Consider the following 22,478-nt stretch of genomic DNA (forward strand, 5'->3'; position numbering starts at 1 on the left):
GTGCCAGAATGACCGCCAATGCACAGCGAAAGGCCTGGCCATGACGTATAAGACCGTATTGCTCCACATCGACGACAGCGCCGGGCGCGCCGCCCGCATCGAAGCGGCCGCCAGCATCGCCCAGGCTTGCGGCGGCCACCTGACGGGCGTGGCGCTGACGGGCGTGTCACGCCTGCTGTACCAGAACCAGCCCGACCTCGATGCCGACCCAAACCTGAGTCTGCACCTCAACTTCCTGAGAGAACGGGCGACGCGCGCCCTCGACGGTTTCGAGGCGCAGGTGCGCGCGGCGGGCGTCGCCTCGTTCGAACAGCGCGTGCTCGACGACGAGGCGGCTGGCGGCATCAGCGTGCTGGCCCGCTATGCGGACCTGGTCGTGATCAGCCAATACAATGCCAAGGATAAATCGCCGTCCGTGATGCGCGACTTTCCCGCCTACGTGCTGCTGCATTCGGGCCGACCCGTGCTGATCGTGCCGTATGCGCCGCCGCTACCCCTGCTGGCGCAGCCGGCGGCCGCACGCAATGTGCTCATCTCCTGGAATGCCAGCAAGGAAGCAAGCCGCGCCGTGACCGCCGCCCTGCCCCTGCTGCAGCGCGCAGGGCAAGTCCACGTGGCCATCTTCGATGCCCAGGTGCATGCCGCCGAGCACGGCGAACAGCCGGGCGCCGAACTGAGGCACTACCTGGCGCGCCACGGTGTGGAAGCGCGGCTGCATTTGCTCGATGGCGGTGGCGTGCGGCGGGGCGATATCGGCGAAGCGCTGCTGTCGCAGGCGGCGGACCTGTCGGCGGACTTGCTGGTGATGGGAGCGTATGGTCATTCGCGCCTGCGCGAAACCATCCTGGGCGGCGTCACGCGCACGATTTTGCAGAGCATGACGATTCCCGTGCTGATGGCGCACTAATACCTTGGGCGAGGTTGCGGCTAGCCGCCCTGCCAGGGCTGGCTGCGGATCTTCGCCACCTGGCGCTGCGTCAGCCACTGCCACAGCTGCAGCGCGTCGCCCTGCGGCAGGGCCGACATGTGGCGCGGACTGGCCAGGGCTATTTCGCAATCGCGGTCCGACCATTCTTCAAAAGTGACTTCGCCTCCGCTAGCGACCTCGACCTGATACATCAAGCCATCGTCGTAGCCAAAGCGCAACACGACGGCGGCCCGGCTGCCGTCCGGCGTGATGGCGCCGCCGCGGTAGACTTCGGCCAGCGCATCGGCCAGCTGCGCCGGCGAGGGCGCGCAGATGTCGCGCCCGTCGGCCCGTGTCAGAATGAACCATGCCTGTGTCATGACGCGACCTCCTATTCATACTCGTTAGCATGCGAGGCAAGTATTACAGGCAGTCACCTGGGTCCAGTGTCACTTCGGGCGCACGGAAACTATCCCTGTCGGCATTGTTTACCAATAATTACGAATACTGACAAGTATCATACCTACATTTCGTGCGGCGCGGCATTTATGCATCTTGCACGGCGGGTGCGCCGATTCACGCCACCAGCACGGGAATGCTGAGCGGATCGAAGTCGTGCCAGTCGCCATGGGCAATCGTGCCTTCCGCTTCCTCGATATGCTCGGCGCCCAGCCGGTGCAGCGCCTCGAGCGCCCGTTCGCGCTCGTCGAGGCCGCCCAGCGCGACGGCAATCAGCATGCCCGGATGCCGTGGCTGGCGGCGGTTTTCACCATTCTTTTCGGGCTCGCCCGCCTCCTTCATTTTATTGAAACTGTAGAGCGATCCCACGTGGGCGCCCACCAGCGCCCCCACCACCGGACCCAGCGGCCCTGTCGCCAGCGTGGCGGCGGCGCCGATGCCGGCGCCCACGGCGGCCCCGACGGCCACGCCTTCCACCACGCCTTCCGGCGTCTCTTTGGCACCGGGCGACATGTCGCGGTCGCCACCGAGCGCATGCAGATCATGCTGGCCCGGCTGGTTGACAAAGAAGGCGCTGATGCGGCTGTCGGTAAAGCCCGCCTGGTTCAGGGCGGCGCGCGCGGCGTCGATCTGTTCCTGCAACTGAAAATGACCTGCGATGATGCGTGACATGATACGGCCCTCCTGGTAGGCTGCGGGCGCACCGTGCGCCACCTTTCCAGCGTGCGCCTGACCACCGCGAAATACCGTTCGCTTGCGCACACAGGCCGCATTTCTTCAGGCCGGCACACCGAACGGGCTGCGGATATCAGACAGGAATTGCTGCGCGCGCGCATGTTGCGGCCGCGCAAAGAAATCCTCGGGCGTAGCCCGCTCCAGCACTTGCCCATGGTCCATGAACCAGACGCGGTCGGCCACGTCGCGCGCGAAACCCATTTCGTGCGTGACGCACACCATCGTCATGCCGCCCTGCGCCAGATCGCGCATCACTTGCAGCACCTCGCCCACCATTTCCGGGTCCAATGCGCTGGTGGGTTCATCAAACAGCATCAGCGGCGGCTGCATGGCCAGCGCGCGGGCAATCGCCACGCGCTGCTGCTGGCCACCCGACAAAGCCGCCGGCATGGCGCGTGCCTTGTGCGCCAGTCCCACCCTTTCCAACAGGGCCAGCGCCCGCTCTTCCGCTTCGCGCCGGGTGAGGCCGCGCAAGCGCTGCGGCGCCAGCGCGCAATTGTCCAGCACGGACAAGTGTGGAAACAGGTTGAATTGCTGGAACACAAAACCGATGTGCGAGCGAAAGGCATTCACGTCCAGTCCCGGCGCGTGAATGTCCTGGCCCGCCACCGTGATGCGGCCCGAAGCGATCGCCTCCAGGCGATTGATGGTGCGGATCAGGGTCGACTTGCCGGAACCGGACGGGCCGCACACGACCAGCACTTCCCCCTTGGCCACGTGTTCATTGATGCCGCTCAAGGCGTGATAGTCGCCATAGTATTTGTTGACGTTGTCAAAGGTAATCATGCTGCCGCTTTCAAAAGACGCGCCTGGCGCCGCTCGAGCCAGAAGGCGGCGCGCGACAGGCTGAAACATAAAACAAAATACGTTATGCCCAACAGGAAATACACTTGCACGGGCTTGGTCAGCACCAGGCCATTGACTTGCGAGGCGATGAACGACACTTCGGCCAGGCCGATGATATAGCCGAGCGAAGTTTCCTTGATGGTGGAAACAAACTGGTTCACCAGCGAAGGCAGCATGTGGCGCAGCGCCTGCGGCAGCACCACCGTGCGCATGCTGTCCAGATAGTTCAAGCCCAGCGAACGAGCCGCTTCCACCTGCCCCCGGGGCACGGCTTGCACGCCGGCGCGCACGATCTCCGCCAAATAAATGCCATCGAAGACGACGAGGGCCGCCAGCATGGTGCCGAATTGCCCGCTTTCATGGCCCGTGATACTGGGCAGGAAGAAATATGCCCAGAAGATGACGAGCAACAAGGGGATGCCCCGCACCACGTGGATCAGCGCGGCGACGGGCCAGCGCAGCAGGCGCCAGGGACTCAGGCGTGCCAGTCCCAGCAGCAAGCCGAAAGGCAGGCTGAGCACCAGCGCCAGGCTGGCCAGCAGCACCGTCAGCGCCAGGCCGCCCAGCGGCCCCTCGGGATAGCGGCCCACAAGAAAATACAGCCAGTAATCTTGGATCAGTTCCAGCATCAGAATACCTTCCTTTGCAGCAAGGCCGCCAGGCCGGCGATCAGCAAGGAGACGACCAGATAGGCCACGCTGGCGAAGACGAACGCCTCGACGCTGCGGAACGAGGCCGCTTCCACGCGCTGCGTCTGGTACATCAGCTCGGCCACGCCAATGACGGTGGCGATGCTGGTGTTTTGCCACAGGTTCAGGGTTTGCGACAGCAGCGGCGGCGCGGCCAGCCGCAGCGCCTGCGGCACGATGCACAGGCGCATGGTGGCGAGAAAGCTGAAGCCCAGCGCCCGGCCCGCCTCGAATTGCTGGACAGGAATGGCGCGAATGCCGCTGCGGATATCTTCCGCCATGTAGGCGGCCGTGTACAAGGTCAGCGCCGTGATGGCGCTGACGGCTTCGATATTGCCGGCATACAAACGCTCCTTCCAAGCCTCGGGCAGCAGTTCGGGCGCGCCGAAATACCAGAAAAGGAAGTGGGCCAGCAAGGGCACGTTGCGGATCAGCTCGACATACGCGGCGCCCAGCCCGTTGAGCAGGCGCGACGGGGCCAGGCGCAGCATGGCCACGCCACACGCCAGCGGCAAGGCCAGCAGCAAGGTGATGCCCATCAGTTGCAAGGACAGCAGCAAGCCGGAGAGCAGCCAGTCGCGGTAGTCGCCGGACAGCAAAAAGTTCAGATCAAACATGCGGAAGAGTCAGGCGAGATTCAGGCGTCGATCTTGTCCGATTCAATTTTAAATGTACGTTTTTGAAACTTGACATTGCTCGTCGGGCCATACCATTTGAAGAACAGTTTTTCTGCCTCGCCCGACTTTTCCAGCCCGCGCAGCACCTGGTCGACGGCTGTTTTCACGCCCGTCTCGCCCTTGCGGATGCCGAAGGCAAACACTTCCTGGCTGATGTTTTGCGGCAGCACAAGGTAATCCTTTTGCGCGGCGCCCAGCTTGGCGTAATTGTTCAGCAGCGAGACTTCATCGTCGACATAGCCGACGCCCTTGCCTTGCTGCAAGCCAAGATAGGCCTGGCCCGCCGTCTCGAATGTCACCACCTCCACGCCGGGCACGGCCTTCCGGATATTCGGTTCCTGCGTGCCGCCCTTAACGGTCAGCACTTTCTTGCCGGCCAGGCCAGCGACCGTCGTGATATTGCTGCTTTTCTTCACCAGCACGCGCTGGCCCGTGTAAAACGTGGACAGGGAAAAATCGATCAGCGCTTCGCGTTCCTTGTTATGCGTCAAGGATGCCGTCAGGATATCGATGCGGCCCTGCTGCAACTCAGGAATGCGGGCGGCCACGGCCAGCTGCTTGATCACCGGTTTGACGCCGAGGCCCTGGGCGATGGCGCGGCACAGATCCACTTCATAGCCGACCAGCTGGCGCGACTTGGCGTCGATGAAACTGTTCGGCTCGTCCGTGCCCAGGGTGCCGCAGACCAGCTCGCCTTTCGCCTTGATGGCGGCCAGCTGGTCGGCTTGCGCCACCTGGGTGAAGGCGATGGAGGTGAAAAGAAGCGCGGCGAAGTGAAGACGGGTCTGCATGGGATTCCTCTGGTGGCGTAATGAATGCCGCCATTAGACCGCAGCGCGCTTATTTCCAAAAAGGAATCTTTTCAGCCTTGCTTATAAGCAAATCGTCTAAGGTGCCAGCGCCTTCGTCTCGCCGCCCAGGCGAATGATTGCCGCCCTGGCGCCCACGGCGCCCGGATAGCGGGGATCGAGCTGCAGTGCCTGCCGGTAGGCCTCGACGGCCTGCGGGCGCAAGCCTTGCTCCACATAAAACTCGGCCAGGCTGTCTTGCAAATTCGCGTCGCGCGGATGCAGGCTGACGGCCGCCTGCAACACGACCATGCCTTGCGCGACGGCGCCGCTGCCTTTCAAGCGGTAGGCTTCCAGGTTCAGCGCCGCCGGGCTGGCCGCGCCCAGGGGATCACGGGCCAGCGCCAGGCGCAGGGCGGCCAGGGCAGCTTCCCTCTTGCCGGCGTGCAGCAAGGTCAAGCCCTGCAGCGCATGGGCGCGATCGCTGAGCGGATACAGCGCCACTGCCAGGCCGCTGGCCGCCAGCGCCGCCTCTGACTCGCCGCGCCCGGCCGACGCTTGCGCCAGCTCCAGCAGCTCGGGCACGAAATCGGGATAGGCGCGCTGGCCGCGGAAGGCTGCGCGCAGCTGGCTATCGAGTGCAGGAATGGACGCGGGCGCGGCCGGCCAGGCGATGGCGGCCGTGCGATCCCAGCTGGCGGCCAGTACTACGATGGCTTGCTCGAAGGCGGGATCGAAGCGGGGCAAGGTGCCAGCCGCCGCGCCTTGCGACAACAGGACATAGTCGCGCGCAAACGCCAGCGCGCCGCCACGCGAGTAGGTGTCCAGGTCGGCGCCCGACTGGCGCAGCGCCTCGGCCATGCTGGCGCCTGCCACCAGGAAGACGCTTCCGCCAGCGGGATGGCGGGCCGCCTCGATGAAGGCGCGCGCCGCCCTGGCGTCCGGTGCCAGCGCCTGGCGGTTGATTTGCAGGAATACCTCGCGCGTGGCGGCTGCATCGGCGTACGCTTGATCCGTGCGCTCGGCATGCGCCCTGCCCTCCTCGAACAGGCCTTGCGCCACCTGGTAAGCGCGCTGCGCGCCCGCCTCGGCGATATACGTTTTCAGCTGCCACGGCTCGCCCGTGACCACCTCGAACAGGCGCTGCACGAAGGCTTCCGGATTGATGCGCTCGAGATTGGCGGCGACGGCAATGGTGAGTTTGCGCGAGGGAAAGCTGTACAGATAGGTGACCGTTTCCGGCTGCTGGCCGCTGTGGGCGATGGCGTAGCGCCCGCCCGTGGGGAGAATTTCCCAGCCCATGCCATAGTTCGTCAAGCGGCCGGCACGCGTGGCCATCGGCTGCACCATGGCAGCCACACTGGCCGCCGACAAAATCTTGCCTTCATGGACGCCCCTGCCGAACGCCAGCATGTCGGGCACGCTGCTGCGTGTGCCGCCGGCCGAAAAGCGGCTGCTGATATCGACGAATTCCGAGTTTTTCCATTCCTGGCCGTCCAGCCGGTAGCCGCGCACGCGATGGGCAATCACGGCGTCCGGGTCGTCCATGACGGTGGCGTCCATGCCCAGCGGCCCCCACACGTGGCGCCGCATGTAGCCACCATAGCTTTCGCCCGAGGCGCCCTCGATGACGGCGCCCAGCAAGTTGTAGCCATAGCTGGTGTAGCGGAAGCGCGTGCCCGGTTCGGCGATCAGGTCGAACTGCGCGAAGACGGCGATGGACTGGCGCGTATCCTTGTGCTCCTTGAAATGCTGTTCCACCTTGCTGTCGCGGTAGGCATCGATGCCGCCCAGGTGGCCCAGCAACTGGCGCACCGTGACGGGAAACGCTTTGACGGGGAAGTACGGCACGTAAGCTTGCACGGGCGCATCCAGGTCGATCTTGCCCTGTTCGACCAGTTGCAGGACGGCCACCGCCGTCATGGGCTTGGTGACGGACGCCAGCCGGTAGCTGGAGCGGGCAGTGGCCGGCACGCGGTTTTCCAGGTCGGCATAGCCATAGCCTTTTACCCATTCCACGTCGCCCTGGCTAAAACCGATGGTGACGCCCGGCAAGCGCTGGGTGGCCATGCGCTGGGCCACCCAGCCGTCGAAGTCCGCCAGGCGGGCGGCCAGTGCGGAAGCAGGTTCGGAGGCGGCTTGCGCCACGCCGCAGAGCAGCGCCAGCGCGCCGGCGAAACCATAGTATTTGCTGCTTTGCATAATCAGTCATTCCCTGGTGAGGCCGCGTCCACCGCGCGGCGCTGATGCATGGTAAGTGTTCTTTTACACACTTTTGGCGGGCGGTGCACGAAATGCACGTGGCACGCATGAACGGCACCGAAGAGGATGAAAATGTTGCAAAGGGTTGGCAAATGAGCAGCTACAATGCCCGCCATGCCCTCCTTCTTCCTGCCCTCCTTCTTCCACTACCTGCTGCTCTGCTGCCTGGCCTTGCCCTCTTTCGCCATGGGCATGGACAGGCTATCGCTGGACGAGGGCTGGCGCGCTTGCGGCACAACAAGCGCCGCGCCCGCCGCCCCGCTGCACCAGCTGCTCCAGCCGGGACAGCTGCTGTGCGTCGAGCGCGAGCTGACCCTGGCCGCCACGCCGCCATCGACGCAGCTGCTGGTGCTATCGGCACTGGCTTCCAGCGAACTCTGGCTGGATGGCGTATTGATCGGCAGCAATGGCCAACCGGCCCGCCTGGCAAGCGGGGAACGCGCGGGCGACATCGATTTCGCCATTCACCTGACGCCACAGCAGTTGACCGTCGGCAAGCACCATCTGCGCCTGCTGCTGTCGACGCAGATGGTACCGGAGCGCCTGGCGGCGCCATTTTATGCGCTGTACCTGGTCGACCGGCAAGATTACCGCGCGGCGCTAGCCTGGTACAGGCTGCCGCCACTGCTGCTGGCCGGGGCGCTGGGCGCCGTCGCCCTGCTCTTCCTGGCCCTCACGGCGCTGTACCAGCGGCAGCGGCACTGGGCCATGTTTGCCGCGCTGTGCCTGGTGGCGGCGCTGCTGCTGGTGGTGGAACTCTGGCGCAGCGTTACAGGCTATGCCTACCCCTTGCACCTACCGCGCCTGTATGCCGTCAGCGCCCTGACCTGGCTGTTTTCCGCCCTGCTACCCCTGTATTTTTATACGGCCTACCGCCTGCCGCGCTGGCCGCTGGCGGCGGCAGTGCTGCTGGCGTGCATCGCGCTGGCCGCAGCGCTGCCCACGCATTTCGACGCGCGCTGCTGGCTGATGTTTTTGACGGGCCTGGCGGCGAGCTTGGCGCTCAACCTGGTCGCCCTGAGGCGCCGCCTGCCGGGCAGCCGTGGCGGCACGCTGATCGCGCTGGCCTCGTGCGCCCTGTTCCTGCTGACGGGCAGCCAGTTTGCCGAAGGCGGCTTCGCCCTCGTCGTGTGCTTTTTGCTGCTGCCCCTGTGCGCGCAATTGCTGGCGCAGTTGTTGCGTGTACGCAGCAAGGCGGCGCGCGCCCAGCAGCTGGAAAACCAGCTCTTGCGCAAAAGCATGCAACCGCATTTCCTGATGAATTCCCTCAGCCTGATCAGCGAGCTCAATGCGCAATCGCCGCAGGCGGCCGAAACCTTCATCGAGGCGCTGGGCGCCGAGTTGCGCATGCTCAATGAATTTGCGCAGCAGCCCAGCATCGCCCTGACGCAGGAACTGGCCCTGTGCCACAATTATCTGGCCATCATGGGCACGCGGCTGCAGCAGCCGTGCAGCCTGCAGCTCGATGGCGAGGCGGCGGGCATCACCGTGACACCCGCCATGTTGCTGACGGCGCTGGAAAATGCGTTCAGCCACAACCGCTACCGCCATGGCGCTGCCTTTATCCTGCGCATCGCACAACATGCGCAAACGCACGTGCTCACCCTGGTCTTGCCCAAAGGCGAGGCTCGCCCGCATGCGGGCAGCGGCGTGGGCGAACAGTACATCCGCGCCAGCCTGCACGCCGTGTTCGGCGATGCCGCCCGCTATGCCAGCGAATATGCCAGCGAACAACAGCCAGCGGGCTGGCGCCTCACCTTTACCTTGCCGGCGGCGCCATGAATGTGTTGATACTGGAAGATGAACCGCTGATCGCGCAAGGCCTGGAACGCGAGGTGCGCGCGCATTTCGGCGCACGCCTCAGCAATCTCGTGCTGCATGACAATGTGGAACAGGCGCAAGCCGCCTTGCGGCAGCATGAGTATGACTTGCTGCTGCTGGACTTGCACCTGCACGGCGCGGATGGCTATGACTTGCTGCGCCAGGCCGGCAGCGCCTCGTTCCAGACCATCATCGTCTCGGCGCACGCGGAACGCTCGATCACCGCCTTCGAATTTGGCGTGCTCGACTTCGTCGCCAAGCCTTTCAGCCGCGAACGGCTGCACAAGGCGCTGCAACGCTATACGGGGCGGCACACGGAAACGGCCTCGCTGGCCGTCAAGAAACGGGGGGCGCTGGAATGGATCGCCATGGCCGACATCGACCACGTGCAAGCCGATGGTCACTACAGCAACATCGTGCTGCGCAGCGGCGAACAGTGTTTTCACGACTTGGCTATCGACAAGCTCATGGCCCTGCTGCCGCCCCATTTCCTGCGCGTGCACCGCTCCTACATCGTCAACAGCCTCGGCTTCAAGCGACTGCAGATCGCGGCGGGCGGCAAATACGCACTCGACACGCAGACCAGCACGGGCATTCCCGTCTCGCGCAGCAGCTATCCCGCGCTGAAACAGCGGCTGCTGGGCTGAAGTCCCCGCTTACCAGTGCTGGGCAAAGTTGGGGAATGGCGAGGCCATGTGTTCAGCTTCCACGGGCGGCGCCATCCAGTCGCGCGGGTCAACCTTGTAATACTGCAAAAATTGCGCATACAGCTCTGCATGGTGCTCGGCCATCTGGTACGGCTTTTCAAAGAAGGTTTCCGTGGCCACGGCAAAAAATTCGGCGGGATTCGTGGCGCCGTAATGGTCCATCACGCTTTGCTGCTGAAGCATGGCGTCGTGGCGCAGGTTGTCGAAGTCGCGCGACAGGACCGTGGCCCAGCTGCGGTAGCTGGACACGCTGGGCAGGTACGGCGCGCCATTCGCGGCGCCCGATTCGCTGTCGAGCTGGTGGGCGAACTCATGCAGCACCACATTGTGGCCATCGGTCCAGTCGGCGGCGCCACGCTGCACGTGGTCCCAGGCCAGCACCACGCGGCCATCGCCCCAGGATTCGCCCAATAAACCATTCGCCGATGGCGTCACCACGCCGCCCGGCCCCACTTCATTGCGCGTGACGATGAATTCCGTGGGATACACGAGGATGGTGTCGAGCTCCGGATACACCTGGGTCTGGCGATTCAGCAGCAGCAAACAGGCCTGGCCGGCGATGGTATAGCGCATCTCGTCCGTGATCTCCAGGCCGCCGCAACCGACGAATTTCTTCTGGTACAGGAATTGCACGACGAGGTGGCGCAATTGTTCCTGCAGCGGGGCCGGCATGCGCGCATACACGGGAATATTCCTTTCCAGCACGGCCAGGCCTTCGGGCGGCAGTGGCTTGGCCAGGGCACGCTTCAAACGCCAGCGGGGAAACCACAGCGAAAAGACGATGGCGGCCGTGACGAGGGCAATCCACAGCAGCGGGTTCATGCGGCGACCCGCTTCAGGACAGCGAGGGCAATAAGGCTAAGGGAGGCGGCGTAGGCAGACAAGGACAAGCTCCTTCGAATGAACCCGCATCGGGACGGGCGGGCAGTCCAGCCCACATGGGGATGCTTGCAGTCTTTTCAATCAGACTAGATCAAAGAGCCGCGGGCAACGCCAAAAGCCGGGGCGACACCCGGCTTTCAACCTGCATCTGAAAAATTACGCCCGCCAGCCGCCACGCGGCCCGCAAGGCGCAGACTTATTCAGCCGTCTTTTGCTGTGGAGCACCAAACAAGGCAGCCACCAGCGGATCGCGCGTCACGGGACCGCGGTTGACGCGGATGGCGTAATGCGTGTCATCGGCCAGGATGTGGAAGTGGCGGCCGCTGCCTGCCATGCTTTGCTCGCGCAGGCCGGGACGGTCCTTGCGCGGTGGCGCGCCTTCGCGTTTCGGTTGGACGATGGCGGCCAGGAAGGCGCGCACGCGCTCAGGGTCTGGCGTCAGCTGGTACACTGCCTTGCCCAGGTAAGTGGCGGTGCCTTCGATATAGCGTGCCAGTTCGATCACGCCCGCTTCGCGCAAGTCGCGGATGTATTTGCGGGCGCCCGATGGCGAAAACTTGAGGAACCAGGCGATTTCATCGGCCAGCATCTCGTGCAGCGACAATTCGCCGATCAGCTTTTGCATGTTTTCGATGCGGCGCAGGGTGGCCGACGTCGAACGCACGCGCTCGATCGGTGCCATGGAAATGGGATTCATGCGCTCCGGGGGGATGGGTGCTGCGCGTTCTACCATTTGCGAGCCTTTTTCGGGGCTACGAAGTTCCTGGTGCGCTGCCTTTAATTCGCTCTTCACGTGAGACTGAGTCATTGCATGCATTTGAATACTCCTTTTAAACGATTGCCGGTAGCCCGGATTGTTAAGTTCTTGGCAATTTTTATACCAAAACACCACAAATCCTGAGCGTCTGGGCACAGAATGCCATCCTGCACCGCGCTGGTCTGTGCGTTAACGAACATTAGAAGCAAGAAAGTGAAAAATATTGCCCCACTGAATTCTTTCTCTCATAGCATCTAAGTGGCACCTAAAAAACGCTGTGCTCCCTCTCTACGCCTCCATTCATGGCGCAAAGTGAAATAGCGAACAGAAGCGGAAGCGCCATTGCAATAAATTCAAGCTTCGCGCGCGGCGCCCGCCGCCCGCATCGCGAACCTTCGACTCTTGCAAAGGAAACTTCATGAAAATGCCCGCCCTGTTGGCCGCCGCCTTGCTCGTCACCCTGTCCGCCTGCAAGAAACCGGCCGAAGCGCCGCTGCCCGAAACGGCACCCAAGCCCACTTCCGCGCCACAAGTGATGCCCGCCCCCGTCGCGCCGGCCACGCCGGAAACGGGTGCTGGCAGCACGACACCGCCTGCGCCGCTGACCGATCCCGCCACCGCGCCCGCCCTGCCGCCCGCCACGGCGCCGAAGTAAAGCCTACAGACGAGGCCGCCGGACGGCGATCAATCAGGCGCCCATGCGGCGCCATCCCTACTCCACGGGGGAGTTACGCGTTGCCAGCCTGTTTGCAACGCGTTTTTTTACGATTGGAGTCGGCCACGCCATGAAGGTTCAACGGCAGGCACAGCGCCAGCCAGCACGGAATAGGCCCACCCCGCCGCCCGCCCAAAAGCGGCAATCCGCACAAGCTTTCCCCTCGCCGTGCGGAAAGACGGAATATCGATATTTCCCATTTTCAATAGATTCAAATTAAACCTTTATAAACAATCACTTGCAATAAACGCCAAAATGCGCTCCACTGGCACGGAAGATGCTTTTATATTTTCATAACCGCCATCAGAGCGGCAGCCTGACCCACTATATAAAACCATCTACTTTTTGGAGACAACAGCATGGCAAGCACCTTCCGTATCGCGTCCTTCCTGAACACCAAGGCACTGGCCGTCGCCGTCGCACTGGCCGCGCAATTCCCGCTGGCCGTCCATGCGGCCGACCTGGTCCGCCTGGGCAACCTGAAATTCGCCCATTACGGCGCCGTCGCCTACATGAAGGAAATTGCGCCGAAATACGACTTGAAAATCGAGGAACGCATCTTCGCCAAGGGCCTCGACATCGTGCCAGCCATGATCGCCGGTGAAATCGACGTCTCCGCCAGCGCGCTGGAAGCAGCCATCACGGGCCGCGCCACAGGCTTGCCCGTGTATCTGGTGGGCGGCTTCGCCAAGGGCGGCGTGCAGATCGTCGGGCGTCCCGACCTGAACATCAAGGGCATTGCCGACCTGAAAGGCAAGAAAGTCGGCGTCACGCGCGGTGGCCCGCAGGAAATCCTGCTGTTTGCCGAACTCACCAAGGCCAAGCTGACCTGGTCCGACAAACCGGGCAAGGACGTGCAGATCCTGTACATGGGCTACCCGGACTTGAACCAGGCGCTGCTGACCAAGGATATCGACGTCATGAGCCAATCCGAGCCTTACTCCACGCAGGCGATCCACAAGAAATACGGCGCGGCCATCATCAAGCCGTATGACACGCCGCTGGGCGAGCCCGTGCGCGCGCTCGTGATGACGGAAAAAATGTACAAGGAAAAGCCGGCCGTGGCCCAGCGTTTCATGGATTGCTTCGTCGCCGCCACCCGCGCCTTCCTGGCCGACCCGAAACTGGCGGAAAAATACGTGCGCGAATCGATGTTCAAGAACCAGATCACGTCCGAGGATTATCGCGATGCCATCGACAACGCCATCTTCACGGAAGACATCACGCAGAGCCACGTACAGCTGACCACCGACTACATGGTGAAATTCGGCGTGGGACGCATGGCCAAACCGCCTGCCGCCCAGGATTGGGTCAAGCTGGATCTGCTGGAAAAAGCCAAGAAGTCCTATGTACCACGCTAACCACGACCTCGCTAATCTGAAAGTATCACGATGAATATTCAAATGATGAAACGCTTCGTGCACGGTGCCATCGTGCCCGTGGCCGTGCTGCTGTTCTGGCAAGCGCTGTCCACGTTTGGCTGGATCAATCCGCAAATCCTGCCCTCGCCCGTGGCCGTGCTGGTGAAGTGGTATGAATACCTGATCCCCATGCAAGCGTACACGCCGGAAGCGGGCAACTACCTGGTGTGGATGTTCTCCGGCGAACTGCCGCACGACGCCTGGGCCAGTCTATCGCGCGTGCTGGGCGGCTTCGCCATCGGCGCCGGCCTGGCCTTGCCGCTGGGCTTGCTGATGGGCACCAACAAGACCATCTATAAACTGTTCGACCCGCTGGTGCAGGTGCTGCGCCCGATTCCACCGATCGCCTACATCCCGCTGGCGATTTTGTGGTTCGGCCTGGGCAACCCGCCCGCCTTCTTCCTGATCAGCATCGGTTCCTTCTTCCCCGTGCTGATGAATACCATCGCCGGCGTGCGCCAGGTCGACGGCATCTATATCCGCGCCGCGCGCAACCTGGGCGCCAGCCAGATGACGATGTTCCGCCGCGTCATCCTGCCGGCGGCCACGCCCTACATCCTGGCCGGCGCGCGCATCGGCATGGGCACGGCCTTCATCGTCGTGATCGTGGCGGAAATGATCGCCGTCAACAGCGGCCTCGGTTTCCGCATCCTGGAAGCGCGCGAGTATTTCTGGTCTGACAAGATTATCGCCGGCATGTTTACCATCGGCCTGTTCGGCCTGGCCATCGATATGGCCATGAATGCCCTGAATAATCATTTGCTGCAGTGGCACCGCGGCCTGGAACACTGAGAGGAACGGCCATGACCACGATCAATATCAATGCAGTCAATAAAATCTTCACCACGGGCGGCGCGGACGTCATCGCCCTGAAGGATATCAACCTGGAAATCGCCAGCGGCGAGTTCATCTGCCTGCTGGGGCCGTCGGGCTGCGGCAAGTCGACCCTGCTCAATGCCATCGCCGGCTTTTCGCAGCCGACTTCCGGCCAAATCCTGGCCGGTGGCAAGCTGATCACCGAACCCGGTCCCGACCGCGGCATGGTGTTCCAGGAATACGCGCTGTTCCCATGGATGAGCATCGAGAGCAATATCGCCTTCGGCCTGGAAATCGCCGGCAAGACGCCGGCCGAAATCAAGGAACGGGTCGACATGCTGCTGAGCATGCTGGGCTTGACGGAATTCCGTGCCCGCTATCCGAAAGACTTGTCGGGCGGCATGCGCCAGCGCGTGGCCATCGCCCGCGTACTGGCCCTCGATTCGCCCATCATGCTGATGGATGAACCGTTCGGCGCACTGGATGCCTTGACGCGGCGCAACCTGCAAGATGAATTGCTGAAAATCTGGAAAGTCTTCGGCACCACCATCGTGTTTGTCACGCACTCGATCGAGGAATCGATCTACCTGGCCGACCGCACCATCGTCATGACCTACCGTCCCGGCACCATCAAGCGCGACGTGGCCATCGACCTGCCCCGCCCGCGCGACCCGAGCGACCCGGAGTTCAACCGCCTGAAGCGCATGCTGGGCGAGATGGTGATGGAAGAGCAGCAACGCCATCACAATGCGGAGACGATGGCGAGTACGGCAGACTGATAGTATGTCTGATTAGTTAGCACCGGGGCAGCGCCGTCTGGCCTGCCCCCATCAACCCGACACACGGAGCACCATGGCATTCGGCAAATGGACCCTGAGACCCGCGCTCGGCCCCCTGCTGGCCCTGGGCTCGCTGGTCGTGCTGACGTGGGCGTCGTATGCCTGGGTCAAGCAGCGCCAGCTCGATGAATTGCACCGCACGCTCGATTCGCGCGCGGAACTGTATGCGGCGTCCATCGGCGGCGCCCTGAACAAATACGAATTCCTGCCCCTGGCCGTGGCCCAGAGCGATGCCGTGGCGCAATTGCTGGAGCAGCCCAGCGCCGACAAAGTCGCGCAGATCAACGCCTACCTGGTCGACATGAACCGCCGCGCGGGCGCCTTTGCCGTGTATGTGCTCGATGACAAGGGCACGACCCTGGCGTCCAGCAACTGGCAAGAGCGCAGTTCCTACGTGGGCGTCAACTACGGTTTCCGGCCCTATTTCAAGGATGCGTTCGCGGGCGGCATCGGCCGCTTCTACGGCATCGGCTTCTCCACGTTCGAGGCCGGCTACTTCATTTCGCAGCCCGTGCAGCGCAACGGACGCATCATCGGCATCGTCGCCGCCAAGGTCAACCTGGACTGGATCGAACAATCGTGGCGCACGCCCGGTGCAGGCGAGCAGATCTGGGTCAAGGATGCGAATGGCGTGATCATCCTGGCCACCACGCCCGCCTTCAAGTTCAAGACCCTGGCGCCCCTGTCGCCGGCCGCCAAGAACGATATCAGCGAGCAGCGCCAGTTCCTGCAGGAAAACCTGCCCATCCTGCCGCACAAGGTGCTGCGCCAGTTCGCCGACGGCGCCAGCGTGATGACCCTGGAGCGCCAACAGTCGGGCGACACGCCGGCCCTGTCCGGCAACGCCGACTACCTGGCCGTGAACCGCGCGCTGGGTCCGCTGCAATGGCAGATCACAGTGCTGGCCGAACTCGACCAGGTCAACGAGGCGGCGCGCAACGGGGCGATGGCCGCCGCGCTGGGCTGGGCCTTGCTGCTGCTGGGCCTGATGTATGCGCGCCAGCGCCGGCGCCGCATCGCCGACAAGCTCAATGCACAGCAGACGCTGGCGCGCGCCTACGAACAGCTGGAAATCAAGGTCGAGCAGCGCACAGCCGACCTGGTGCACGCGAATGGCCGCCTGCAAGCGGAAGTGGCCGAACGTGAGCGGGCCGAGCAGACCCTGCGCTATGCCCAGGCGGAACTGGTACAAAGCGGCAAACTGGCGGCCATCGGCCAGATGGCGGCCGGCGTCACGCACGAGCTGAACCAGCCGCTGGCCGCCCTGCAAACTTTTTCCGACAATGCCAAAGTCTTTTTGGCGCGCGGCCGCATCGACGATGCGCTGGACAATCTGTCGACCATTTCCGACCTCGTCAAGCGCCTCGGCTATGTCACATCGCAATTGAAAGGCTTTGCGCGGCGCAGCGACGATGCCCGCAAACCCGTCAGCGTGCGCCAGGCGTTTGCGCAAACCATGCTGCAAATCCGCACGCGCAAGCATTCGCAGCGGCTGACCCTGCATGAAAGCTGGCTTGAGGACGACATCATCGTGCTGTGCAACGCCATCGGCCTGGAACAGGTGTTTACCAACTTGATCACCAACGCCATGGATGCCGTGCCGGAAAGCGAGCCCGTGCAGATATGGTTCCAGGTGCGCCGCGAAGGCAAGCTCGCCGTGCTGCATATCACCGATAATGGCCCCGGCATCCCGCTGGCCTCGCTCGACAAGATCTTCGACCCCTTCTATACCACCAAGGAACACGGACTGGGCTTGGGATTATCGATCAGCGCAGGCATACTGCGCGCGGCCGGCAGCGCACTGGCCGTGCGCAACCGCAGCGCGCAGGAAGGGGGCGGCGCGCAATTTACCATCACCCTGAGCTGCGACCCGGGGGAGAGAGACGAAGGAAACATCTGATGCACGAGAATAATTTTGAAGGCATGCAAGTGCTGCTGGTGGAAGACGATGCCGTCGTGCGCAAGGGCGCCCGGCAATCGCTGGAACTGGCGGGCTTGCAAGTCACGGCCGTCGCCACGGCCGAAGAAGCGCTGCCCTACCTGGTGCCCGAATTTGCGGGCATTTTATTGAGCGATATCAAGCTGCCCGGCATGGATGGCTTGAAACTGCTCGATATCGCCGTGGCGCAGGATGCCAGCCTGCCCGTCATCCTCGTCACCGGTCACGGCGACGTGTCGATGGCCGTGGGCGCCATGCGCCGTGGCGCCTACGACTTCATCGAAAAACCGTTTTCCGCCGACTTGCTGGTGGAAGTGTGCCGCCGCGCGCTCGATAAACGCCATCTGGTGCTGGAAAACATGAACTTGCGCCGCCAGCTCGAGCAGCGGGTCGGCATCGAGGCGCGCATCGTGGGCCGCAGCGCGGCCATGGCCAAGGTGCGCCAGCTGGTGCTGAATCTGGCGCCGAAATCGGCCGACATCATCATCCTGGGCGAAACGGGGACTGGAAAAGAACTGATCGCCCGCTGCCTGCACGACTTCAGCGAGCGGCGCGACCACCCTTTCGTGGCGATCAACTGCGGCGCGCTGCCCGAATCGATCTTTGAATCGGAACTGTTCGGCCACGAGGAAGGCGCATTCACGGGCGCGCAGCGCCAGCGCATCGGCAAGATCGAGTACGCCAACGGCGGCACCCTGTTTCTGGACGAAATCGAAAGCATGCCGCTGGCCCTGCAAGTCAAGCTGCTGCGCGTGCTACAGGAACGGCAAGTCGAGCGGCTTGGTTCCAATAAATTGATTTCCGTCAATTTCCGCGTGATCGCTGCCGCCAAGGAAGATTTGAATGTGCTGGCGGAACAGGGCAAGTTCCGGCCCGACCTGTATTACCGCCTGAACGTGGCCAGCCTGACCCTGCCCGCGCTGCGCAACCGGCGCGAGGATATCCCCCTGCTGTTCGAATTCTTCGTGCTGCAGGCGGCGCTGCGCTATGGCCAGCCGGCCGCCCTCGTCAGCGGTGAACTGATCGCGTCCCTGATGTCGCAGCGCTGGGCCGGCAATGTGCGCGAGCTGCACAATGTGGCCGACCGCTTCGTGCTGGGCTTGCTCGACGACACGCTGAGTCCGGCCGGCTGCCGCGAAGCCTCGCTGGCCGAGCAAGTCGACACCTTCGAAATTTCCATCATCGAGGAAGCCTTGCGCCGCCACAACGGCAACGTCATCGATGCGGCTGCTGCCTTGAATATCCCGAAGAAAACCCTGTACGACAAGCTCAAGCGATTTGATATCTCGACGGAACAATTTCGATAATCATAGGCAAATAGCCGACACAGCCATGCGGCGGCGTCCTACCCGTGCGGGCGGGCGCGTGTGTGACAATGCCAGCTCGAATCAACACTTGCACAGGACACTGCCATGAAAACCGCCGCTCTCTTGCTGGCCGCCACCCTGATGACCGTCGGCGGCGCCTGGGTGCAAGCCCAGTCGACGACGAATCTGAACCAGACGGGCAACCACACCAACAATCCGAATGATCCAGGCCAGAAATCGGACCAGTCCGACAAGCTCGACAACAAAGGCAAGCTGGTGCACGACGCCAAGCCCGGCAAAACGCGCACGGACAAGCGCAGCCGCCGCGGCAAGCCCGTGGCCACGCAGGACACCCCGGCTGCCAGCGCAGCGGCCACCTCGCCGCCAGCGACGACGCGCTGAACTACAGCAGATGGCGGTCGAACAGCCAGGTGCCATAGCGTTCGACAAAGACATAGGTGTTGGAATAGTGGGGCCGAGTATTACTGAGTCCCACGAACTCGACCGTCAAGCTGATGGTCTGTGCATCATGCACGGTCCAGTTCCATAAGCGGCGCGCAAGAAGATAATTGTAGTCATCGATACGCGGCGGCTTGATCAAGGCCAGTTCACCGTTGCGGGTCGTCACTATCCGTATCGCATGCGCAGGCTGGCGTACCGCCCCTGTTACCTGAAAAAAAACCACGACAGGATTGATGGCCGCCTTGACGACCGCCAGGTCGTCGGCGCGGGTGATGGCGGACAAGTCCACGCGCCGCTTGAATTTCCGGTTGGGTGCCTCATTCATGAAGCCCAGATCCAGCGCGCCTTGCACCGGCGCCGAAGCGGCGCGCATGGCATAGGGCGCATCTTCCGCCTGCGCGGCTGGCAACGCGAGCGCGCCGCACAGCAGGCACAGCAATATCGATAATCGTAATGTCATGGGCTAACTCCTGCAACGATCCATGCCGCGAAACGCGCGGCCCGTTGATACCAGTCGCAGGTGGTCCTGATGCCGCCCGCGTCTCGAGCATAAGGCAATCGTGCACTCATGAACAGTAGCCACACGCTATCATCGCGTCATTAAAAAATAACAAGGATGGCAATGAAAGCAGCATGGCAAACGATGATTGCGGCAGGCATACTGGCCGCCGTCGGTGCACAGGCGGCGCCCACGGTGGGCGAGTGCATGGAGCTGACGACGGGCATCAAGTTCAGCAAGAACAATGGCGATGCGCAAGTCAACGTCGAGGAAACCTTCGAGGGCAAGAAGCAAAAGGGCACGCAGCTGATCCTCGACGGCGGCGTGCTGCTGGCCACGTCCTACCAGGACATCCGCGACGGCCAGGTATTCCTCACGGGTATGGTGCACTACAACGAAGACGGCAGCGTGCGCAGCAAAAACGTCTACACGCCGCAGTCGGCCATTCCCGCCAAGATGCGTCCCGGCCAGGAAGTGCGCGTGCAATTCACGGACACGCAAACGAGCACCCACTACCCGCTGGCGGGCCTGTCCGACAAGATCACCACCTCCACGCGCACGGACAAACGCGATTTCTCCATCACCTTTCTCGGCTGGGAACGCCTGGAACTGGGCGGTCGCCGCTTCCCCGATGCCTGCAAGTTCGAACTGCGTGACGTCGGTGAAAAAAGCAAAGGCAAAAGCGGCGAATACGTATGGTACGCGCAAGGTTACGGCGTGATCATGACGGACAAGCTGGACCAGGATGGCGACGTGCAGCCGGCGTATCGCATCGCATTGACGAACATCCTCAGCGCACCATAAATACTTTTTAACAAGACTGCGCTAGAAGCGGGCCAAGGGCGTGAATCACTCCGCCTAATTCAGCTGCGCCAGCGCATTCCCCCGCACCTGGAACGCCACCTTTGCCACCGTCTTGCCCGCATCGTCGACGAGGGCCAGCGCGTGCTTGCCCGGCACGGGGCGCCAGCTGATGCTATCAAGAGCGGCGCCCATATCCTTGCCGTCGAGCACCCAGCGCAAGTCGCGGCTGCCCTGCGCCTGGAAGAACACACGCTGCAGGGCTGGCGGGATGTCGGGGTCGATGGCGAGGATGCTGTCCTCGGCCGGATACACGATGGCGACTGGCTTCACGGTGTCGCCCAGCACGGCGATGACGGGGCTTTCCGTACCAAAGATAAACCATTCGCGGCGCGGCGCTTCCAGCGCGGGCTGATACGCCACCATCTGCTGCAGCACGCCGGGCGGCGCTTTCGGGGCATGGCTGGGCACGTTTTTGTGCAGATAGTCCATCACGTCGCGCCACACGGGCGCGGCGCCCGTCACGCCCGAGACGTCCCACATGGGCTTGCCGTCGAAGTTGCCTACCCAGACGCCCACCGTGTAGCGCGCCGAGTAACCCATGCACCAGTTGTCGCGCATGTCCTTGCTCGTACCCGTCTTGACGGCGCTCCAGAAATTCGTCCCCAGTTCGTTGCGCAAGCCAAACGTCATGCTGCGCGCGGCGCGGTCGGCCAGGATATCGCCGACGATGAAGGCGGCGCCCGGCTCCATCACGCGGCGTCTATCCTTGCCAGCCTGCCCCGGCTGCAAGCCGGTGGTGCTATACAGCCCGCCATTGGCCAGCGCCCGGTAGGCGTTGGCCAGTTCCAGCAGGGTCACTTCCGACGAGCCCAGCGCCAGCGAAGGGCCGTAGTATTCGGCCGGTTCCGTCAGGCTGGACAGGCCCACTTCCTTCAGGCGGTTGTAAAAACCGTCCTGCCCCGTCAGCAACACCGTGCGCACGGCGGGAATGTTGAGTGAGCTGGCCAGGCTGGTGCGGGCGCTGACGTAGCCTTTGAAATTGCGGTCGTAGTTTTGCGGCGCATACATGCCGGACGCCGTGGCGACGTCCAGCGGCGAATCGTCCATGACGGAGGCGGCCGTCATCAGCCGGCGCTCGATGGCCAGTTCATACAGGAATGGTTTCAAAGTGGAACCGGCCTGGCGCAGGGCCGCCACGCCATCGACATGGCTGCCGCCCGCATTGCCGACATAAGCGAGGATCTCGCCACTGCGATTGTCGAGCACGATGATGGCGCCATCGTTGACATTGCGCTCGCGCAAGGAGGCCAGTTGCTGGCGCAGGTTTTCCTGCGCAAAGCGTTGCAGGGGGCCATCGAGGGTGCTACGCACGGCGGCGCCCGATTGCTTGAGCAGCTGCTGCGCCACCTGCGGCGCGGCGGCCAGGTCGGCGTACAGGGCCGTGCGCTGCAAGGCCGTCTGCACGCGCTGGCCGATCAGCTGGCAACTGCTGTCCATGCGCCACTCTTTCGCCAGCGCGCAGGCGCGCCGCGTGACGGTGGCCGGCTGCGCATTCGGCGCCCGCACCAGGCTGGCTAAAATGATGCCGTCCGTCTGGTTTAGGCCCGACGGCGCCTTGCCGAACAGGCTGTACGAGGCGGACCCGATGCCTTGCAGCTCGCCGCGGAACGACACCAGGTTCAGATAGGCTTCAAAAATCTGCGCCTTGCTCCAGCTGTCTTCGATGGCCTGGGCGGCACGCATCTGGTCCCATTTCTGGCGCAGGCTGCGTCCGCCCGAGGACGCCTGCAAGTCTGCATCGAGCTGGCCCGCCAGCTGCATGGTGATGGTCGATGCGCCGCGGGGTTTTGTCGAAAACAGATTGTCCCAGGCGGCCGTGGCCAGCGCGGACACATCCACGCCGCCATGGCGCATGAAACGCTGGTCTTCCGCCAGCAGCACGGCCTGCTGCACGGCGGGAGAAATATCGGCCAGCGGCACCCACGGCAAGCGGCGCACTTTCATGTCCACGCGCAAGGATTGCAGGGGTGCGCCGCTGCGGTCCAGCAGCTGCGCCTCCGAACTGCGGTAGGCGGCCTGCACCTGGGCCGGCGTCAATACCGTTTGTGCAAGCACTGGGCCAGCCAGCAGGCTGCACGTCATCAAA

22 protein-coding genes are annotated in these 22,478 nt (G+C 63.3%); 11 read left to right on the top strand and 11 right to left on the bottom strand.

What is annotated here, in order from left to right; genetic code table 11:
* Nucleotides 1-40 precede the first annotated feature (40 nt).
* Entirely contained in the window at nucleotides 41-907 is an 867-nt protein-coding gene (locus ACQ4W0_RS20810) for a universal stress protein (RefSeq protein ID WP_436578490.1), read from the top strand.
* 20 nt (nucleotides 908-927) lie between these two features.
* Here the strand turns inward: ACQ4W0_RS20810 and ACQ4W0_RS20815 are convergent, their stop codons facing one another.
* The 7 genes from ACQ4W0_RS20815 to ACQ4W0_RS20845 form a co-directional block, all read right to left on the bottom strand.
* Nucleotides 928-1,287: a hypothetical protein gene (locus ACQ4W0_RS20815; protein WP_436578491.1), complete on the bottom strand. Its 360-nt coding sequence runs from the start codon at nucleotides 1,285-1,287 to the stop codon at nucleotides 928-930.
* A gap of 196 nt (nucleotides 1,288-1,483) precedes the next feature.
* Nucleotides 1,484-2,038 carry a glycine zipper domain-containing protein gene (locus ACQ4W0_RS20820; protein WP_436578492.1) on the bottom strand — a complete coding sequence of 185 codons (555 nt, stop codon included), beginning with the start codon at nucleotides 2,036-2,038 and terminating at the stop codon, nucleotides 1,484-1,486.
* Between the two features lie 105 nt (nucleotides 2,039-2,143).
* The gene (locus ACQ4W0_RS20825) at nucleotides 2,144-2,887 is read right to left on the bottom strand and encodes an amino acid ABC transporter ATP-binding protein (RefSeq protein ID WP_436578493.1); all 744 of its coding nucleotides are present in this window, start codon (nucleotides 2,885-2,887) and stop codon (nucleotides 2,144-2,146) included.
* Nucleotides 2,884-3,576, bottom strand: coding sequence for an amino acid ABC transporter permease (locus ACQ4W0_RS20830; RefSeq protein ID WP_436578494.1), 693 nt, complete (start codon nucleotides 3,574-3,576; stop codon nucleotides 2,884-2,886). The genes ACQ4W0_RS20825 and ACQ4W0_RS20830 overlap by 4 nt, the downstream gene beginning before the upstream one ends.
* Complete coding sequence (locus ACQ4W0_RS20835) at nucleotides 3,576-4,253, bottom strand: amino acid ABC transporter permease (RefSeq protein WP_436578495.1); 678 nt, start codon at nucleotides 4,251-4,253, stop codon at nucleotides 3,576-3,578. Before ACQ4W0_RS20835 ends, ACQ4W0_RS20830 begins: the two co-directional genes overlap by 1 nt.
* A gap of 20 nt (nucleotides 4,254-4,273) precedes the next feature.
* The gene (locus tag ACQ4W0_RS20840) at nucleotides 4,274-5,104 is read right to left on the bottom strand and encodes a transporter substrate-binding domain-containing protein (protein ID WP_436578496.1); all 831 of its coding nucleotides are present in this window, start codon (nucleotides 5,102-5,104) and stop codon (nucleotides 4,274-4,276) included.
* A gap of 96 nt (nucleotides 5,105-5,200) precedes the next feature.
* The gene (locus tag ACQ4W0_RS20845) at nucleotides 5,201-7,303 is read right to left on the bottom strand and encodes a serine hydrolase domain-containing protein (RefSeq protein WP_436578497.1); all 2,103 of its coding nucleotides are present in this window, start codon (nucleotides 7,301-7,303) and stop codon (nucleotides 5,201-5,203) included.
* 165 nt (nucleotides 7,304-7,468) lie between these two features.
* On the opposite strand from ACQ4W0_RS20845, the gene ACQ4W0_RS20850 reads away from it, so the two are divergent.
* A complete protein-coding gene (locus ACQ4W0_RS20850) occupies nucleotides 7,469-9,145 on the top strand; it encodes a histidine kinase (protein ID WP_436578498.1) in 1,677 nt (558 codons plus the stop codon).
* Complete coding sequence (locus ACQ4W0_RS20855) at nucleotides 9,142-9,831, top strand: LytR/AlgR family response regulator transcription factor (protein WP_436578499.1); 690 nt, start codon at nucleotides 9,142-9,144, stop codon at nucleotides 9,829-9,831. The genes ACQ4W0_RS20850 and ACQ4W0_RS20855 overlap by 4 nt, the downstream gene beginning before the upstream one ends.
* 9 nt (nucleotides 9,832-9,840) lie before the next feature.
* Here ACQ4W0_RS20855 and ACQ4W0_RS20860 read toward each other — a convergent pair whose 3' ends face one another.
* Together ACQ4W0_RS20860 and ACQ4W0_RS20865 are read right to left on the bottom strand one after the other, a co-directional pair.
* Nucleotides 9,841-10,713: a M90 family metallopeptidase gene (locus ACQ4W0_RS20860; RefSeq protein ID WP_436578500.1), complete on the bottom strand. Its 873-nt coding sequence runs from the start codon at nucleotides 10,711-10,713 to the stop codon at nucleotides 9,841-9,843.
* Between the two features lie 256 nt (nucleotides 10,714-10,969).
* The gene (locus tag ACQ4W0_RS20865; RefSeq protein ID WP_226938940.1) at nucleotides 10,970-11,470 is read right to left on the bottom strand and encodes a winged helix-turn-helix domain-containing protein; all 501 of its coding nucleotides are present in this window, start codon (nucleotides 11,468-11,470) and stop codon (nucleotides 10,970-10,972) included.
* 478 nt (nucleotides 11,471-11,948) lie between these two features.
* On the opposite strand from ACQ4W0_RS20865, the gene ACQ4W0_RS20870 reads away from it, so the two are divergent.
* The 7 genes from ACQ4W0_RS20870 to ACQ4W0_RS20900 all read left to right on the top strand — a co-directional run bounded on the left by ACQ4W0_RS20870 (nucleotide 11,949) and on the right by ACQ4W0_RS20900 (nucleotide 18,969).
* The gene (locus tag ACQ4W0_RS20870) at nucleotides 11,949-12,185 is read left to right on the top strand and encodes a hypothetical protein (RefSeq protein WP_436578501.1); all 237 of its coding nucleotides are present in this window, start codon (nucleotides 11,949-11,951) and stop codon (nucleotides 12,183-12,185) included.
* Nucleotides 12,186-12,604: 419 nt separating this feature from the next.
* Nucleotides 12,605-13,606, top strand: coding sequence for an ABC transporter substrate-binding protein (locus ACQ4W0_RS20875; protein WP_436578502.1), 1,002 nt, complete (start codon nucleotides 12,605-12,607; stop codon nucleotides 13,604-13,606).
* 30 nt (nucleotides 13,607-13,636) lie between these two features.
* Nucleotides 13,637-14,458, top strand: a complete 822-nt coding sequence (locus tag ACQ4W0_RS20880; RefSeq protein ID WP_426072454.1) for an ABC transporter permease — start codon at nucleotides 13,637-13,639, stop codon at nucleotides 14,456-14,458.
* 11 nt (nucleotides 14,459-14,469) lie between these two features.
* Nucleotides 14,470-15,261, top strand: a complete 792-nt coding sequence (locus tag ACQ4W0_RS20885; RefSeq protein ID WP_035826298.1) for an ABC transporter ATP-binding protein — start codon at nucleotides 14,470-14,472, stop codon at nucleotides 15,259-15,261.
* A gap of 73 nt (nucleotides 15,262-15,334) precedes the next feature.
* Entirely contained in the window at nucleotides 15,335-17,221 is a 1,887-nt protein-coding gene (locus ACQ4W0_RS20890) for a sensor histidine kinase (protein WP_436578503.1), read from the top strand.
* Nucleotides 17,221-18,567 carry a sigma-54-dependent transcriptional regulator gene (locus ACQ4W0_RS20895; RefSeq protein WP_436578504.1) on the top strand — a complete coding sequence of 449 codons (1,347 nt, stop codon included), beginning with the start codon at nucleotides 17,221-17,223 and terminating at the stop codon, nucleotides 18,565-18,567. Before ACQ4W0_RS20890 ends, ACQ4W0_RS20895 begins: the two co-directional genes overlap by 1 nt.
* A 105-nt stretch (nucleotides 18,568-18,672) precedes the next feature.
* Nucleotides 18,673-18,969, top strand: a complete 297-nt coding sequence (locus tag ACQ4W0_RS20900; protein ID WP_436578505.1) for a hypothetical protein — start codon at nucleotides 18,673-18,675, stop codon at nucleotides 18,967-18,969.
* Nucleotide 18,970: 1 nt separating this feature from the next.
* On the opposite strand, the gene ACQ4W0_RS20905 is transcribed toward ACQ4W0_RS20900, so the two are convergent.
* Nucleotides 18,971-19,489 carry a hypothetical protein gene (locus tag ACQ4W0_RS20905; RefSeq protein ID WP_436578506.1) on the bottom strand — a complete coding sequence of 173 codons (519 nt, stop codon included), beginning with the start codon at nucleotides 19,487-19,489 and terminating at the stop codon, nucleotides 18,971-18,973.
* Nucleotides 19,490-19,651: 162 nt separating this feature from the next.
* On the opposite strand from ACQ4W0_RS20905, the gene ACQ4W0_RS20910 reads away from it, so the two are divergent.
* Nucleotides 19,652-20,332, top strand: a complete 681-nt coding sequence (locus ACQ4W0_RS20910; protein WP_436578507.1) for a hypothetical protein — start codon at nucleotides 19,652-19,654, stop codon at nucleotides 20,330-20,332.
* Between the two features lie 54 nt (nucleotides 20,333-20,386).
* Here ACQ4W0_RS20910 and pbpC read toward each other — a convergent pair whose 3' ends face one another.
* The gene (gene pbpC / locus ACQ4W0_RS20915) at nucleotides 20,387-22,474 is read right to left on the bottom strand and encodes a penicillin-binding protein 1C (protein WP_436578716.1); all 2,088 of its coding nucleotides are present in this window, start codon (nucleotides 22,472-22,474) and stop codon (nucleotides 20,387-20,389) included.
* Between the last annotated feature and the right edge of the window lie 4 nt (nucleotides 22,475-22,478).

The organism is Janthinobacterium breve (assembly GCF_051380895.1).
Taxonomy (GTDB): Bacteria; Pseudomonadota; Gammaproteobacteria; order Burkholderiales; family Burkholderiaceae_D; genus Janthinobacterium.

Bases quoted from the DNA above. Each gene is read 5' to 3' on its own strand.
- ACQ4W0_RS20810 (WP_436578490.1), top strand. From the start codon at position 41: ATGACGTATAAGACCGTATTGCTCCACATCGACGACAGCGCCGGGCGC.
- ACQ4W0_RS20815 (WP_436578491.1), bottom strand. From the start codon at position 1,287: ATGACACAGGCATGGTTCATTCTGACACGGGCCGACGGGCGCGACATC.
- ACQ4W0_RS20820 (WP_436578492.1), bottom strand. From the start codon at position 2,038: ATGTCACGCATCATCGCAGGTCATTTTCAGTTGCAGGAACAGATCGAC.
- ACQ4W0_RS20825 (WP_436578493.1), bottom strand. From the start codon at position 2,887: ATGATTACCTTTGACAACGTCAACAAATACTATGGCGACTATCACGCC.
- ACQ4W0_RS20830 (WP_436578494.1), bottom strand. From the start codon at position 3,576: ATGCTGGAACTGATCCAAGATTACTGGCTGTATTTTCTTGTGGGCCGC.
- ACQ4W0_RS20835 (WP_436578495.1), bottom strand. From the start codon at position 4,253: ATGTTTGATCTGAACTTTTTGCTGTCCGGCGACTACCGCGACTGGCTG.
- ACQ4W0_RS20840 (WP_436578496.1), bottom strand. From the start codon at position 5,104: ATGCAGACCCGTCTTCACTTCGCCGCGCTTCTTTTCACCTCCATCGCC.
- ACQ4W0_RS20845 (WP_436578497.1), bottom strand. From the start codon at position 7,303: ATGCAAAGCAGCAAATACTATGGTTTCGCCGGCGCGCTGGCGCTGCTC.
- ACQ4W0_RS20850 (WP_436578498.1), top strand. From the start codon at position 7,469: ATGCCCGCCATGCCCTCCTTCTTCCTGCCCTCCTTCTTCCACTACCTG.
- ACQ4W0_RS20855 (WP_436578499.1), top strand. From the start codon at position 9,142: ATGAATGTGTTGATACTGGAAGATGAACCGCTGATCGCGCAAGGCCTG.
- ACQ4W0_RS20860 (WP_436578500.1), bottom strand. From the start codon at position 10,713: ATGAACCCGCTGCTGTGGATTGCCCTCGTCACGGCCGCCATCGTCTTT.
- ACQ4W0_RS20865 (WP_226938940.1), bottom strand. From the start codon at position 11,470: ATGAATCCCATTTCCATGGCACCGATCGAGCGCGTGCGTTCGACGTCG.
- ACQ4W0_RS20870 (WP_436578501.1), top strand. From the start codon at position 11,949: ATGAAAATGCCCGCCCTGTTGGCCGCCGCCTTGCTCGTCACCCTGTCC.
- ACQ4W0_RS20875 (WP_436578502.1), top strand. From the start codon at position 12,605: ATGGCAAGCACCTTCCGTATCGCGTCCTTCCTGAACACCAAGGCACTG.
- ACQ4W0_RS20880 (WP_426072454.1), top strand. From the start codon at position 13,637: ATGAATATTCAAATGATGAAACGCTTCGTGCACGGTGCCATCGTGCCC.
- ACQ4W0_RS20885 (WP_035826298.1), top strand. From the start codon at position 14,470: ATGACCACGATCAATATCAATGCAGTCAATAAAATCTTCACCACGGGC.
- ACQ4W0_RS20890 (WP_436578503.1), top strand. From the start codon at position 15,335: ATGGCATTCGGCAAATGGACCCTGAGACCCGCGCTCGGCCCCCTGCTG.
- ACQ4W0_RS20895 (WP_436578504.1), top strand. From the start codon at position 17,221: ATGCACGAGAATAATTTTGAAGGCATGCAAGTGCTGCTGGTGGAAGAC.
- ACQ4W0_RS20900 (WP_436578505.1), top strand. From the start codon at position 18,673: ATGAAAACCGCCGCTCTCTTGCTGGCCGCCACCCTGATGACCGTCGGC.
- ACQ4W0_RS20905 (WP_436578506.1), bottom strand. From the start codon at position 19,489: ATGACATTACGATTATCGATATTGCTGTGCCTGCTGTGCGGCGCGCTC.
- ACQ4W0_RS20910 (WP_436578507.1), top strand. From the start codon at position 19,652: ATGAAAGCAGCATGGCAAACGATGATTGCGGCAGGCATACTGGCCGCC.
- pbpC (WP_436578716.1), bottom strand. From the start codon at position 22,474: ATGACGTGCAGCCTGCTGGCTGGCCCAGTGCTTGCACAAACGGTATTG.